This is a genomic window from Paracnuella aquatica, from assembly GCF_003332885.2.
Classification (GTDB): Bacteria; Bacteroidota; Bacteroidia; order Chitinophagales; family Chitinophagaceae; genus Flavisolibacter; species Flavisolibacter aquaticus.
Genome location: NZ_QOWJ01000001.1, coordinates 844,837 through 859,632 on the forward strand (window position 1 = coordinate 844,837; position 14,796 = coordinate 859,632).

Sequence of the window (14,796 nt, forward strand, 5' to 3'; positions counted from 1 at the left end):
ACATGAAGAGCATCGGAACCTTGTTATTTCTTTGCCTTGCCCTGTGCGGTGCGGCCCAAAACAAAGTGGTTGGATATTGGTACACAACTGCCAACGTATCGAATGGTGGCTCCACCAACAACTACGCAATGGAAATTGTGGTCAATCAAAAAGGCAACATCGTAGATGGCGTGTTGAATTATTATTTCCGCAACACCTTTCGCAGCATTCCATTGCAAGGCGCATACGATGCGGCTACCCGGCAGCTTACCATTCCGAGCATTCCCATTACTTACCACGCCTCCACCGACCAGGTGCAGGTTGATTGTATGATGGATTTTATCGGCACGTTGCGGGTTAGCAAGACCGGCTCTGTACTCAATGGGCGTTTTGTAAGCAAACCCATGTACCGCAATACCTGTCCCGAAGTATTCTTTGATTTTTCGCTGGACACAACAGCCAGCAAAAACATGGATTCGCTCTATGCCGAGGTTAGTCGCAAGAAAGAAGTATATGCCCTTTGGGAGCCTTCTGACGACGATACATTGGTGGCCGCTACTGTATTGCAGCGCCCGGTTGTAAACTATGTAGTAGCAGCGCAATTTAAAGAGCGCCAAAACGAATTGCAACAGGAAATTGAAGTGGAATCCGATTCGCTGACGATCAATTTTTACGACAACGGCGAAGTAGATGGCGATTCGATTTCTGTTTTTTACAATGGACAACTGCTCACGTTCAACCGGATGTTGTCGGCGAAAGCCATACAATTCCAGATTGCTGTGGACGGCACCAAGGAGTTCAACGAGCTTTCCATGTTTGCGGATAACCTGGGCAGCATTGCACCCAATACTGCGTTGATGATTGTGTACGACGGCAACAAACGCCACGACGTACGCCTATCGAGCAACCTGCAAAAAAATGCAACGGTAAGAATACGGAAGAAAAAAGCGCCTACGCCTTAGTGTTAGTTGAATCGCTAGGTGGTCCACATTACTAAGTGAAGGAGCTACATACCTAAAACATACATCGCTTCGCTGTAACGTCATTGCGAGGCGCCACGAACACTTACTTATCTTTTACATCATTGCGCCGAAGCAATCTCCTGCCGTTTTTCGAATGGAGATTGCTTCGGCGCATTTGATTTTATTTTATCACAAAAGCCTCCCCCGCGCCTCGCAATGACGGGAACGGCGCCGAATTAACACAAAAAAAAGCCGCCAGTTTATAACCGGCGGCTCTGTGTTTTATTTACAACAGCTTACTTACCAAACTGCTTGCGGATCAGGTTAAGGGCGCTACCGGCCTTGAACCATTCAATCTGCTGCAGGTTGTACGTGTGGTTTACTTTAAAGCTGTCGGTTGTGCCATCTTTATGGTGCAGCACCACAGTGAGCTGTTTGCCCGGGGCAAAGCCAGTCAGTCCGGTGATGTCGATCACATCATCTTCCTGCACTTTATCGTAGTCTTCTTTGTTAGCAAAGGTCAGCCCAAGCATACCCTGCTTCTTCAGGTTCGTTTCGTGGATGCGGGCAAAGCTTTTTACCAAAATGGCCCGAACGCCCAGGTGACGCGGTTCCATGGCAGCGTGTTCGCGGCTGGAGCCTTCACCGTAGTTTTCGTCGCCCACTACCACACTGCCAATATGGTTGGCTTTGTAATGACGCTGTGTGCCCGGAACAGTTCCGTATTCGCCGGTTAGCCCATTCTTTACAGAATCGGTTTGGCCATTAAAATAATTCACTGCGCCGATGAGCATGTTGTTGGAAATATTGTCCAGGTGACCGCGGTATTTCAGCCACGGACCAGCCATCGAAATATGGTCGGTAGTACACTTGCCTTTTGCTTTGATCAGCAGGCGCAAGCCTTGCAGGTCGGTGCCTTCCCATGCGGGGAACGGCGTCAGCAATTGCAGGCGCTGGCTTTCGGGGCTAACCACAACCTGCACATCGCTACCGTTGTCGGCAGGTGCTTCATAACCGGCATCTTCAACCGAAAATCCATTGGGAGGTAATTCGTAACCAGTTGGCTCATCCAACATTACTTCCTGGCCTTGCTCGTTCACCAGTTTGTCGCGCATGGGGTTGAACGACAGTTTGCCGGCGATGGCGTAAGCTGTAACCAGTTCGGGCGAAGCCACAAAAGCGTGGGTAGAAGCCAGGCCGTCGTTGCGCTTGGCAAAGTTGCGGTTGAACGAAGTAACGATGGTGTTCTTGCGGTTCGGATCGTCGATGTGGCGGGCCCACTGGCCAATGCAGGGACCGCAGGCATTTGCCAGGATCACGCCGCCAATTTGGTCGAACGTACCGAGGTAACCGTCTTTTTCAATGGTGTAGCGCACCACTTCCGAGCCGGGGGTTACGGTAAATTCGCTGCGCACTTTCAAACCTTTTGCTTTAGCCTGTGCCGCTACCGAAGCAGAGCGGCTAATGTCTTCGTATGAAGAGTTGGTGCAGGAACCGATCAGGGCCACTTCAATTTCGTCGGGCCAGCCGTTTTCTTTAACAGCAGCCGCCATTTCAGAGATAGGTGTTGCCAGGTCCGGAGTGAACGGTCCATTTACATGCGGTTCCAATTCGCTCAGGTTGATTTCGATCACCTGGTCGTAATATTTTTGTGGGTTCGCATATACTTCAGCGTCAGGGCGCAGGTGTTCGCGAACGTTATCAGCCAATTGAGCCACAGCCTCGCGGCCGGTTACCTTCAGGTAGTTGGCCATCTTATCATCGTAGCCAAATACTGAGCAGGTAGCACCGATTTCGGCACCCATGTTACAGATGGTAGCCTTACCGGTACAGCTCAGGCTATCGGCGCCGTCGCCAAAATATTCCACAATCGCACCGGTTCCGCCTTTTACGGTCAGGATACCGGCCACTTTCAGGATCACGTCTTTGGCCGATGTCCAGCCGCTCATTTTACCGGTCAGCTTTACACCGATCAGTTTGGGCATTTTCAGCTCCCAGGCCAATCCGGCCATTACGTCAACCGCATCGGCACCACCTACGCCAATGGCAACCATACCGAGGCCGCCGGCGTTGGGTGTGTGTGAGTCGGTACCAATCATCATGCCGCCCGGAAATGCATAGTTTTCCAGCACCACCTGGTGAATGATACCAGCACCGGGCTTCCAAAAGCCGATGCCATATTTATTGGAGATCGATGCCAGGAAATCATACACCTCGCGGTTGGTTTCGATGGCTACGTTCAAATCAGTTTCAGCGCCAACTTTGGCCTGGATCAGGTGGTCGCAATGCACCGTTGAGGGCACTGCCACGCGGTCGCGGCCGCAGGTGTCAAACTGCAGCAGTGCCATCTGTGCGGTGGCATCCTGCATGGCTACACGATCCGGAGCAAAGTCTACATAATCTTTTCCCCGCTCGAACGAATAAGTTGCTGGTTTGTAAGTATGAGCATACAAAATCTTTTCGGCAAGGGTCAGCGGACGTTTGAGCAATTGGCGGGCGGCATAAATCTTAGCCGGTAAATCGTTGTAAACCTTTTCTATCAAATCCAGGTCAAAAAGCATGACGATTCCATTTTTTGTCGTTAAAAAAAGATACAGGCACTCCCTTTGCAATAGATGCGGAGGCAGAAGTTAAGCGGGGCAAAGGTATTGAAAAATAGAGTTCCATAAGAATGCACATAACTGTGCAGCACATTGAAAAAAAATTAATTTAGCAAAATGAAAAACCGGTTTAAAGATTATATCGAATGGCAGATGTACGGAGTATGTACTGCTATTGGCAGCCGTATGGGCATTGCCACTTCAAAAATCCGCACCTGGTTTATGTACCTGTCGTTTATTACCCTGGGTTCGCCGATCGTGGTGTATATGGTGCTGGCCTTTTGGATGAACATGAAAAGATATATATTGGCTGCCAGGCGCAATCCATTATGGTATTTATGAATCGAACTCAATGACAATATTCACCTACAAGCTCACCTCCTACAATGCTTTTCTGGACGAGTTTACCCGGTTTCTGGGCATTACGCCCACCAACCAGGTAATGCGGCTGCCCGAAGAAATGGGCAGCGGCTTTATGAAGGCATTTTCGTTTGAAGGGATCGACGCCCTTGTATATGATATGACCTTTCACCAGGAAATGCTGTTGAAACGGGAAAAGGAGAATACCGAGTTCTTTACACTCAATTACGATGAAGTAGCTGATCCCACGGGCATGCAGGTGACCATTGAAAACGATTCATTTGAAGCCCCCGACCAGCGCAACGCTTATCTATACCTCACCTCTTCCCTGCTGGATTGGGATTTGGCGCTCCAGCAAAACGTAAACCTGAAAGGCCTGCGGGTGTACCTCACCCCCGACTGGCTGCGCAAATACCTGCGTGCCCCTGAAAAGGACGACATGCTGGAGCAGTATATTAAACTGAAAGCCGGCGGCATTTGGCAAAAAACCATTGATGTCGAATCAAAAGGCCTTACTTCCGAACTTCTTGCCGACCAGGAACAACCCCTGTTGTATTACCAGAATAAGATGTTCCGGCTGGTGGAAGTGTTTTTCGATTGGCTGTACAACGAAATGCAACAGCACCCGGCACTGAAACTGCTTTCCCGCAGCGACATCATGGCCGCCCGCCGCATTGAAACGCTGCTCACCAAAGATGTAACAGTGCTGCCGCCCACCATCCGCGAAATGAGCCGGCAGTTTGCCATGAGCGAATCGAAATTGAAAAAGGTGTTCAAGGCAGTGTTTGGCTTGCCGCCTTACGAATATTTTCAAAAATACCGCATGCAAAAGGCCCGGCAGCTGCTGCTCACCGGCAACCATTCCATCAAAGATGTGGGCTACACTTTGGGGTATTCCAACCTCAGCAACTTTACGCTTGCCTTTAAAAAAGAATTTGGCCGCCTGCCTAGTGAAGTGCTGCGGGAGGGGAAATAGTTTAGTGCAATGCCCATTTACTCCGGCTTTGCAAACAAGATGAAACTTACCAAAACTGCCACACTGATTAGTGTGGCAGTTTTGTTTTTACGTAACCAGCTGCAATATTACTACTCGGCCTCTGTTGCGTCGCACACTTGTACGTTCAAGAATACTATTGCCCTTTACCATTGCATCGGTAGTAAACCATTGCAATTTTTTACCTGTCATGCCGAACTTGTTTCGGCATCCCCTTCTTTTTGCAGGGTTTATCAAATCAGAATGAGATGCCGAAACAAGTTCGGCATGACAGACACTGACTGCGATAATTGTCCGCGTCACCATGGAATCATGCTCTTTCTTTCTAATACTTTCACTTACAAATCACGCTATTGACCCTGTCATCCTGCCGAAGGAAGGATCTGAGCTTACAACAATTTTACGCTTGCAATACTCAGATGCTTCGCTGCGCTCAGCATGACATTTGCGAAAACCAACTCCAAGACATAAAGGCATTCAACTGCAAATAGAAAAGCCACAAAGGCTATCCCTTGTGGCTATTGATTATTTATTTAATTAACTGCATCCGCATCATTATCAAAATTAGGCTCCACTGAACAATAAAATTCAACTCACAACAACTCCTGCAACTTACCCACCACCAAATCCACTTCCTCCTTCGTGTTAAACTTCGAAAAAGAAAAACGAACAGTCACAGAATCTGTTTCCGGGTGCAGCGCTGAAATTACATGCGAACCCACACTGGCGCCGGACGAACAGGCCGAACCGCCGGATACGCAAATATTATTGATGTCGAGGTTGAACAGCAAAAATTCCGCCTTTTCAGACTTTGGAAAAGAAACACTCAAAACCGTGTACAGCCCATCGTTCGAGCAATTGAACCGTACACCGGGAATGGTTGCCCGAAGCCGGTCGGCCATGTATTTTTTGAGCTCCAGTATATAAGCGCTGTCCTGCTCATAATGCGCCATGAACAATTCCAGCGCCTTCGTAAAACCTACAATGCCGTACACATTCTCGGTACCTGCCCGCATGTTGCGTTCCTGGCCACCGCCAAAAATAAATGGCTTGATGCTGACACGGTTGCTGACATACAAAACACCCACGCCTTTCGGGCCGTGAAATTTGTGTCCCGCACCAGAAATAAAATGAACAAAAATATTCTCAAGGTTGAGCGGGTAATGCCCAACCGTTTGCACACAATCCGAATGAAAAATAGCGTCAAATTTTTCGCAAATGGCGCCCACTTCTTTCAGCGGCAGCAGCGTACCAATTTCATTGTTGGCATGCATCAGTGTGACCAGTGTTTGCACGCCTTCGGCTTTCTTCGCCTCCAATTGTGCAGCCAGGTCGGCCAGGTCCACACTACCGTCGCTGGTTAACCGAACCATGCTCAGCGTCACCGCATTTGCCGCCGCATAATGCTCCACTGTGTGCAGCACCGCGTGGTGCTCAATGGGCGATGTGATGATATGCCGGCAACCCAGGTCGCGGATGGCAGCGGTTATGGCGGTGTTGTTGCTTTCGGTGCCGCCGCTGGTAAAAAAGATTTCGCTGGGGCGGGCACCCAGGGCTTTTGCTACCGACTTCCGTGCATTTTCAATCGCCAGCCTTGTTTCGCGGCCGTACGAATAAATGGAAGAAGGATTGCCGAAATGGTCCTGTAAATAAGGCAGCATCGCCTGCAGCACCTGCGGATCAAGTGGCGTAGTGGCCGCATTATCGAGGTAAATACGGGTAACAGCGGCCTTGCCCGTGCCGGTAGCGTTTACATTATTTACTGGCGCTGTTAGCGAAATGTCATTCATGGTGCTGTGTTGAACAATACAAAAGTGGAAAACAGATTCAATGGCAGGCGATGCATTGCCTTATATCGCTTCCCTGATGTCCTGCATCAGCCGGTTGGCAATATTATTCGCGGTCGTTTCAAACGAGCTTTCGGCATAAATGCGGATGATGGGCTCGGTGTTTGACGTACGCAGGTGCACCCAGTCGGTATCAAACTCGATCTTCAGCCCGTCCTCTGTATTAATTGGATTGTTCTTGTATTTTTTCTGGATTTTCTCAAAGATCAAACCCACGTCCAGGCCGGTCTCCAGCTCAATTTTATTTTTCGAAATAAAATAGTCGGGGTAGTTGCCGCGGAACGATTTCAGGCCTTTCTTGAAACCTGCAAAATGCGACAGGAACAGCGCAATGCCAATCAACGCATCGCGGCCATAATGGAAGTCCGGTACAATGATGCCGCCGTTACCTTCACCACCAATCACCGCCTGTACATCTTTCATGCGCTGCACCACATTTACTTCACCAACAGCAGATGGAAAATATTCACCGCCGGCTTTCAGGGTAATTTCTTTTAGCGCCTTGGTGCTACTCATATTGCTCACGGTGTTGCCTTTGCGGTGCTGCAATACATAGTCGGCCACAGCCACCAATGTATATTCTTCGCCAAACATAGAACCGTCTTCGCAAACAAAGCAAAGGCGGTCAACATCGGGGTCAACGGCAATACCAAAATCAGCATTTTGCTTCACCACTTCGTTGCTCAACGCGGTGAGGTGCTGGGGCAGCGGCTCGGGGTTGTGTGCAAAACGGCCACTGTTGTCGCCATGCAGCACAATTACTTCCGATACGCCCAATGCTTTCAGCAACTGCGGCACCACCAATGCACCAGTCGAGTTGATACAATCAACCACCACTTTATAACCTTTCGCCGCAATGGCATCGCGGTTAATGAGCGGGTATTCCAGCACCAGGTCAATATGTTTTTGCAGGTAGTCGCCGGCAGCCACGATTTTACCCAGCTTTTCCACTGCAGCAAATTGGATATCACCGGCTTCAGCGCGCCGCAGTACTTCGGCGCCAACTGCGGCGTCAATAAATTCGCCTTCGCTATTCAGCAGCTTCAAAGCATTCCATTCTTTTGGGTTGTGGCTCGCGGTTAAAATAACGCCACCAGTTGCGCCTTCGAGCTTCGTAGCAATCTCCACAGTTGGCGTGGTGGAATAACCAAGGTCAATTACCTCGACACCCAGGCCCACCAAGGTGTTGCTCACAAGCGCACTCACCATATCACCGGAAATACGGCCATCGCGACCCAGAACGATCCGGGCCGGAACTGTTTTATCCTCGCGGTTTTCGCATAAAATGCTGCCGTAGGCGGCCGTAAATTTTACAATATCGATCGGGGAAAGGGTTTCGCCGGGCTTGCCGCCAATGGTACCTCTGATACCGGAAATGCTCTTAATCAGTGCCACGAAATAATTAAATTTTGGGTGGCAAAAATACGAGTTTGCTGGCTGTTTTTTCCGGATTAAGTCCAAAGCTGCGCAAATTGGCGCAAGATTCCGCAGTCGGTTTTCCCTATTTCGACGGCCGGCCCGTTGCCAGGCCCGGCTTTGCCGCTATGTTATTTTTTGGCTTATTGTTGAGCAGCATCCACTTGGCCGTTTCGTAATAGGCAGTGGTGACGCCAGAAAGTTTTTGCCGGATGCTGTCTACCTGCGCGTTGGTAAAATTCCTGCCCGGCATCGGATGCACCTCTTCTTTTTGGAAATTGAGATTTTTGGTAAAATAAAAATCATTGGTAGCGATGCCTATTTGCCCTTCATCGTGGTAAATAATAAAGGCATGGTCATTCTTTTTATTGCGTTGCAACAAGTTGCGGCCCAACGTGGTGTTGTTATAAGAAATGCCGGCTAACCCAGCTATGGTGGGCAGTACGTCTATTTGAGAAACCACTTCGCTTCGTTTTTCACTCAAAGTTTTACCCGGCGTATAAAACAGCAGGGGCACATGCTCATCGGTCAGGCGTTCGGAGGTCCAAAGCTCGGGATAAACCGCCCGTGCATTTCCGGAAACGCCATGGTCGCCCACAAAAACAAACACCGTGTTTTGGAAATAGGGCTCTTGCTGCGCAGCCTCCATAAACTTGCGGAAACTATAATCGGCATAGCGGAATGCATTGTACTCGCCTTCCGATTCAAAACCAAAATGCCTGAGCGAATCGAGGCTCAGTTTAACAGGCGGAAAATCCAGCGTATCTGCCGCAGGAATGGCAAACGGACGATGGTTGTTGGCTGTTTGGATGATGGCAAAAAATGGCGCCTTCTTTTGCGCCAGCACATTGTTGGCTTCGAGGAACAGGTCTTTGTCGGAAATACCCCACACATTTACCGGCTTCGACTTAAAGCTGCCCTCGGCGTGCATTTGGAGGCCTTCAATATTACTAAGCAGCCCTTCAAAATTGTTGAACTTAGGGCTGCCGCCTAAAAAGTACAATTTCTCATACCCTTTAAAATCGTTGATAATGGTATGTTGCTGCAGCGCTTCGGGGTTGCGGGTACTGAACTTTGACAATTGTACATCTGGAATGCCGGTGAGCAGTGCAAACAGGCCACGGGCTGTGGAAAAATGCGGGGTAAAACAGCGTTCGAAAAACAAGCCGCGCTGCGCCAGCGAATCGAAATAAGGCGTGGTATTGAGCGGGTTTCCGCTCATGCTGCTTTTGTACATGCTGAACGACTCGCAGAGCACCAACACTATATTTGGTTGCTGCAGGCCCAACTGCGATGCTGCTGGCGCTGTGGGCACCACATTTTGCAGAGGTATTTCCTTACCCAACCATTCGGACACAACGGGAAATGCCTGTTGCGCTTTGGAATCGTTTACATCTGGTTTCCGGAATTTAAGCGTGGTAAAAAAGTTCTGCAGCGGGTTCAGCGCTAAGTACGACCGGAAACTATCCTGCAACACAAAAGCTTCTTTCCAGGTGAGTGGTTTTAGCCCCACCCTGCCATAAACGGCGATCGCTAACGGCAACAATGCCACCAGGAAAGGCCATCGACGGTACCGTATCCGGCGCCCATCGGTATGGGCAGTTACATAATAATGCGTTCGCTGAAACATCCATTGGAGCAACACCACGGCCAACACCAACGCCAGGATCAGCCACACCATTGGGTAGCTTTGCCACAGCATTACGGCCGAAATGCCCGGATCTTCGGCAAAGTTGAGCGCCGAAGCATTGAGTCTTGTTTTGTTATAAGAAAAACAGCCGAAGTCAGCAGCAAAGAAAAAAATGACAAAAAAAGTGGCTGCGGCCAGGTAGGCCGTCCAGATGCGGGTGTTGCGTCGGGAGTAAAACGGCGAATATTCGGGCCGCAGGCTCACAAGCACAATGGGCAGCAAAACCAGCCCGATCCAACGCAGATCGTAGCGCAGGCCCAGCCAAAATGTTGGCCACAGATGGTCCACCGGCTCACCTTCGGGGCGAAAGGCGACGAACGTAGCCAGCCGGAACAACGTAAACATCAATATAAAAATGCCCAACAGGTTTACCACCCACAACAGGGTTTTGGGCAACTTCATTTTTACTAACATGGCAAATGAGAATGTCCGATGTCAGCCGTCCGAGGTCCGAAGATGAGCAGTATATTCTCCTCAGTTCGGACCTTGAACCCCTGACATTTTCAGTTTATTGCAAAAAAACGACAAAAACGCCATCGGCACCGGCTTATTAGACGAGTGGTACCATTTAGCTTACATTTGCCGCATGTTGCGTGTTGAAATACTGGCCACCTTTTTTCAAACCCTGGTAAACTGGGACAAGCAGTTGTTCCAGCAACTCAACAGCGGGTGGACCAATCCGGTATTTGATTTCATTCTCCCTTACTTCCGCGATCCTGTTTTTTGGGCACCCTTGTACCTGCTCATGGTGTCGTTTATGCTGCTCAATTATGGCAAAAAAGGTTTTTGGTGGAGCATTGCCTTTTTATGCACGCTAGCCATTACCGACATGGTAGGCCACCGTGTTTTTAAAGAAGGTTTTGAGCGGCTGCGCCCCTGCCGCGATCCGGAGTTTTTCCATAATGTACGCCTGCTGGTGCGCACCTGCTCGGGCGGATTTAGTTTTACCTCAAACCATGCCGCCAACCATTTTGGCGTGGCTACGTTTGTGAGTGCCACCATGTACCCCACCTTCAAGCGTTGGATTTATTTATTTTACCTCTGGGCCTTTTTGGTATCTTATGCACAGATTTATGTGGGGGTGCACTACCCTGGCGATATCCTGGGCGGTGCATTGCTGGGTGTGCTGGCAGGATTGTTGACAGCAACCTTTTTCAACAACAAATCGGGAACCATTAAATTAGCAGTTTAAAACCACTGCGACTTACCGCCCCGTTTAAACAATGTTTGCACATAACGTGGCAAAAGGCTTGCAGGTAAACAGCAAAAGCTGATAGCTTAGGATGGGGCTTTTGCCCTTATTTTTTTACTAATTAACCCCTAAATGGAAATCTTTATATTGCTCGTGCTTTTTATTATCAATGGCTTGTTTTCCATGTCGGAAATTGCCTTGGTATCGGCTCGTAAAGCACGGCTGGAGTCCCAGGCCAACAAAGGAAACAAAGCCGCCAAAGAAGCGCTGGCACTGGCCAATAATCCCGATACATTTCTTTCTACTGTACAAATCGGCATCACCCTTATCGGCATTTTCACCGGTATTTATTCCGGCGAAAAACTGACGGATGATTTTAAAAAATTTCTCGACTCCTACCTCGGTGAAAAAACATTCAACGAAGGCTTGGCTACGGCATTGATCGTTATTGTTGTTACTTATTTCTCGCTGATTCTCGGCGAACTGGTGCCAAAAAGGCTGGGCATGTCGCGGCCCGAAGCCATTGCCAAAATAATGGCCAAGCCGATGCGGATCCTCAGCATCATCACCTACCCTTTTATTTGGTTGTTGAGTAAATCGTCAACGCTATTTGTGCGGCTGTTTCGCATAAAGGCCAGCGACAACCAGGTAACGGAAGAAGAAATCAAAGCCATTATTTCGGAAGGCACCGAACACGGCGCTATTGAAGAAGCAGAGCAGGAAATCATTGAGCGGGTATTTCATCTGGGCGACCGCAACATTACTTCGCTGATGACGCACCGCAGCGATATTATTTGGTTTGATGTGAACGATACAGAAGTGCGCATCCGCGAAAAAATATTTACCGACCCGCATACGGTGTACCCCATTTGCGACGGTGCAATCGACAACGTAAAAGGCATCATTTCCATTAAAGACCTGTATGTAACCAACGACCACACCAAGTTTGGCCAGATGATGAAGCCTGCCCTTTTTGTGCCTGAAAACAACACGGCGTACCAAGTAATGGAAAAGTTCAAGGAATCGAAGCAACAAAGCTGCTTTATTGTGGATGAATACGGCTCCGTGCAAGGCATGATTACAATGAACGACATTATGGAAGCCATTGTTGGCGACCTGCCCGAAACCGACATCGACGACTACGCCATTGTGGAACGCGAAGACGGCTCGCTGCTGGTAGATGCACAGATTCCGTTTTACAATTTCCTGAGCCGCTTTGATAAAACCGATTGGTTGAACGAAGAAGACCAGGAATTTGATACGCTTGCCGGTTGCATTTTGCACGAGTTGGAGCGCATCCCGGTTACCGGCGACAAGCTGGAGTGGCGCGGTTTTACGTTCGAGATCATGGATATGGATGGACACCGAATTGACAAAGTGCTGGTAACGCCCAGCCAGGAAATTTTGGAGTCGATGGAGGAAGAATAAATCAACTTTTTAAAATAGTGAAACCGGAACTTAGCTTCCGGTTTTTCTATTAAAAAAATGCGGATGCACAGTAAATAAATTGAGCGATCAAGTACACAAGAATTTTATTTTTAGTGGATTAAACGAGTCACTTCACGAACATCAAACCAACAATTGAAAACAATCCATGATCCATTTTACCACCTTGCTGAAGAAGTTTGAACAAATGGGCGAAAAGTCGGGATGGACTTATTTTGAAGTGCCCGCGGCCATTGCCGAACAACTGAACCCGGGTGTGAAAAAAGCCTACAGGGTTCGCGGCAAAATGGACCACTACGCATTTGCAGGTGTGGCATTGGTACCGATGGGTGGCGGCGATTTTATTTTTGCAGTGAATGCAACCATGCGCAAGGCAATCAAAAAGTTTCAGGGCGAGACAGTAAAAGTGGCTATGGAAATGGATCCGGAGCTGCCCAAGGTTTCCACCATGCTGCTCGAGTGCCTGCAGGAAGAACCCGAAGCAAAAGCTTACTTTTTTTCTTTGGCGCAATCGCACCAATTGTATTTCACCCGTTGGATCGACAGCGCTAAAACCGACAGCAACAAAACAAAACGGGTGGCCGAAACCATCAATGCATTGGTATTGAAAAAAGATTTTGGCCAGATGATCCGCGACGGCAAACGCGACCGCGATTTGCTGGGGATGAAATAAAATATCCACTAGTTGAAGCAAATCTTGATTGCCGTTATTTCAAAAACTAGCTGCTTTTTATTTTGAACTCTGTTGCATTCAACCACGCACAATTCCTCACCATCGTTTTTTCCTCAATGCCCCAATTTGCGCAGTGGCAAATGGTATGAAATATGCACAGCTTATTTTCCTGGCTCTATTCACAAACTGGCAATAAAAAAGAGGATAATCAATGAAGCTTGCTTTTCATGGCGCGGCCCAAACAGTAACGGGTTCCAAACACCTCATTACGCTTGACAACGACACCCGCATATTACTGGATTGCGGCCTGTTTCAGGGAATGGGTAAACAAACAGACGATCTGAACGAACATTTTGGTTTCAAGCCTTCTTCCATTCATTGCGTTATTTTATCGCATGCACACATCGATCATACCGGCCTGTTGCCCAAACTGGTAAAGGAAGGTTTTACCGGCACCATTTGGTGCACTCCCGCTACGAAGGATCTTACCGAAATCTTGTTGTACGATAGCGCAGAAATTCAACAATACGAAATTGAATACATCAACCGGCGCCGTGAAAAAGCAGGCAAAACTCCTTACGAGCCGCTTTACTCCAATGAAGATGTAGCAACGACCATTGGCCTGATGCAAACCATTGAATACGGTGAATGGTTTTCGTCGGCCGATGATGTTGAAGTGATGTTTTCCAACACCGGCCACCTCGTTGGTTCGGCAGCCATCAACCTACGCATTACGGAAGGAGGCCAACAAACACGCATTTGTTTTACCGGCGATGTGGGCCGCTACCGTTCCGTGCTGCTGCAACCGCCGGCGCCATTTCCCGAAGCAGATTACATCATCATGGAAAGCACCTATGGCAACTCGTTTCATGATGTTACGGCCGGGCATGTGGATGACTTGGGCCGATGGATCAAGACTACTTGTGTGCAAAAAGGTGGCAAGCTGGTGATCGCCGCATTTAGTGTAGGCAGAACGCAGGAAATTTTATATGCACTCAATCAATTGAGCTTGGAAAAGCGACTGCCGGAAATAAAAGTATTTGTGGACAGCCCGCTATCGCTAAAAGCAACGGCTGCGATAAAACAATACACTTCCGATTTTAACGATCGCTTACAACAGGTTCTGAAAATCGACGACGATCCGTTTCATTTTGACGGACTGGCTTACGTGGAATCTGTGGAGGACAGCCGCAAACTCGTGGACCTCGAAGAACCTTGTGTCATTATTTCAGCATCGGGCACTGCCGATGCAGGCAGGGTACGCCATCATATTGGCGGCTGCCTGGCCGATGGCCGACATACGGTTTTGCTGGCTGGTTATTGCGGCCCAAACTCTTTGGGCGGCCAGTTATTAAGCGGTGCAAAAGAAGTGGAGATATTTGGCGAAGCCGAAGCGGTGGGCGTCGAAGTGGGCAAACTTACATCGCTAAGTGCCCATGGCGATACGGATGATTTGTGCCGGTTTATTAGTTGCCAGGAAGCCGATAAAGTAAAAAAAATATTTCTGGTGCATGGTGAGCATGAAGTACAACAAGCATTTGCCGAACGCCTGCAGCGAAAGGGTTTTGAAGCAATAGAAATACCGGCTCCACATGCCGAGTACACTTTATAAAAAACAAATGGCCTGCACATTGCAG

At 48.8% G+C, this 14,796-nt stretch carries 11 protein-coding genes; 7 read left to right on the forward strand and 4 right to left on the reverse strand.

Features of this window, described 5'->3' with window-relative positions:
• The first annotated feature begins 2 nt into the window (after positions 1-2).
• The gene (locus DRJ53_RS03675) at positions 3-941 is read left to right on the forward strand and encodes a hypothetical protein (RefSeq protein ID WP_114234197.1); all 939 of its coding nucleotides are present in this window, start codon (positions 3-5) and stop codon (positions 939-941) included.
• A gap of 296 nt (positions 942-1,237) precedes the next feature.
• Here the strand turns inward: DRJ53_RS03675 and DRJ53_RS03680 are convergent, their stop codons facing one another.
• A complete protein-coding gene (locus DRJ53_RS03680) occupies positions 1,238-3,502 on the reverse strand; it encodes an aconitate hydratase (RefSeq protein WP_114234198.1) in 2,265 nt (754 codons plus the stop codon).
• A gap of 156 nt (positions 3,503-3,658) precedes the next feature.
• Here DRJ53_RS03680 and DRJ53_RS03685 point away from each other — a divergent pair, with 156 nt between their 5' ends.
• Positions 3,659-3,883, forward strand: coding sequence for a PspC domain-containing protein (locus DRJ53_RS03685; RefSeq protein WP_114234199.1), 225 nt, complete (start codon positions 3,659-3,661; stop codon positions 3,881-3,883).
• Between the two features lie 10 nt (positions 3,884-3,893).
• A complete protein-coding gene (locus DRJ53_RS03690; RefSeq protein WP_114234200.1) occupies positions 3,894-4,877 on the forward strand; it encodes a helix-turn-helix transcriptional regulator in 984 nt (327 codons plus the stop codon).
• Positions 4,878-5,488: 611 nt separating this feature from the next.
• Here the strand turns inward: DRJ53_RS03690 and DRJ53_RS03695 are convergent.
• From DRJ53_RS03695 to DRJ53_RS03705, 3 genes are all read right to left on the reverse strand, one after another.
• Positions 5,489-6,685, reverse strand: a complete 1,197-nt coding sequence (locus DRJ53_RS03695) for a cysteine desulfurase family protein (RefSeq protein WP_114234201.1) — start codon at positions 6,683-6,685, stop codon at positions 5,489-5,491.
• 60 nt (positions 6,686-6,745) lie between these two features.
• Complete coding sequence (gene glmM / locus DRJ53_RS03700; RefSeq protein WP_114234445.1) at positions 6,746-8,137, reverse strand: phosphoglucosamine mutase; 1,392 nt, start codon at positions 8,135-8,137, stop codon at positions 6,746-6,748.
• 106 nt (positions 8,138-8,243) lie between these two features.
• Complete coding sequence (locus DRJ53_RS03705; RefSeq protein ID WP_162303793.1) at positions 8,244-10,250, reverse strand: LTA synthase family protein; 2,007 nt, start codon at positions 10,248-10,250, stop codon at positions 8,244-8,246.
• A 184-nt stretch (positions 10,251-10,434) separates the two neighbouring features.
• Here DRJ53_RS03705 and DRJ53_RS03710 point away from each other — a divergent pair, with 184 nt between their 5' ends.
• The 4 genes from DRJ53_RS03710 to DRJ53_RS03725 all read left to right on the forward strand — a co-directional run bounded on the left by DRJ53_RS03710 (position 10,435) and on the right by DRJ53_RS03725 (position 14,771).
• Positions 10,435-11,040, forward strand: coding sequence for a phosphatase PAP2 family protein (locus DRJ53_RS03710; RefSeq protein WP_123893343.1), 606 nt, complete (start codon positions 10,435-10,437; stop codon positions 11,038-11,040).
• A gap of 132 nt (positions 11,041-11,172) precedes the next feature.
• Positions 11,173-12,468, forward strand: a complete 1,296-nt coding sequence (locus DRJ53_RS03715) for a hemolysin family protein (protein ID WP_114234204.1) — start codon at positions 11,173-11,175, stop codon at positions 12,466-12,468.
• Between the two features lie 166 nt (positions 12,469-12,634).
• Complete coding sequence (locus tag DRJ53_RS03720) at positions 12,635-13,159, forward strand: YdeI/OmpD-associated family protein (RefSeq protein WP_114234205.1); 525 nt, start codon at positions 12,635-12,637, stop codon at positions 13,157-13,159.
• Between the two features lie 211 nt (positions 13,160-13,370).
• On the forward strand, positions 13,371-14,771 hold the full coding sequence (locus DRJ53_RS03725; protein ID WP_114234206.1) for an MBL fold metallo-hydrolase: 1,401 nt from the start codon (positions 13,371-13,373) through the stop codon (positions 14,769-14,771).
• The last annotated feature ends 25 nt before the right edge of the window (positions 14,772-14,796 follow it).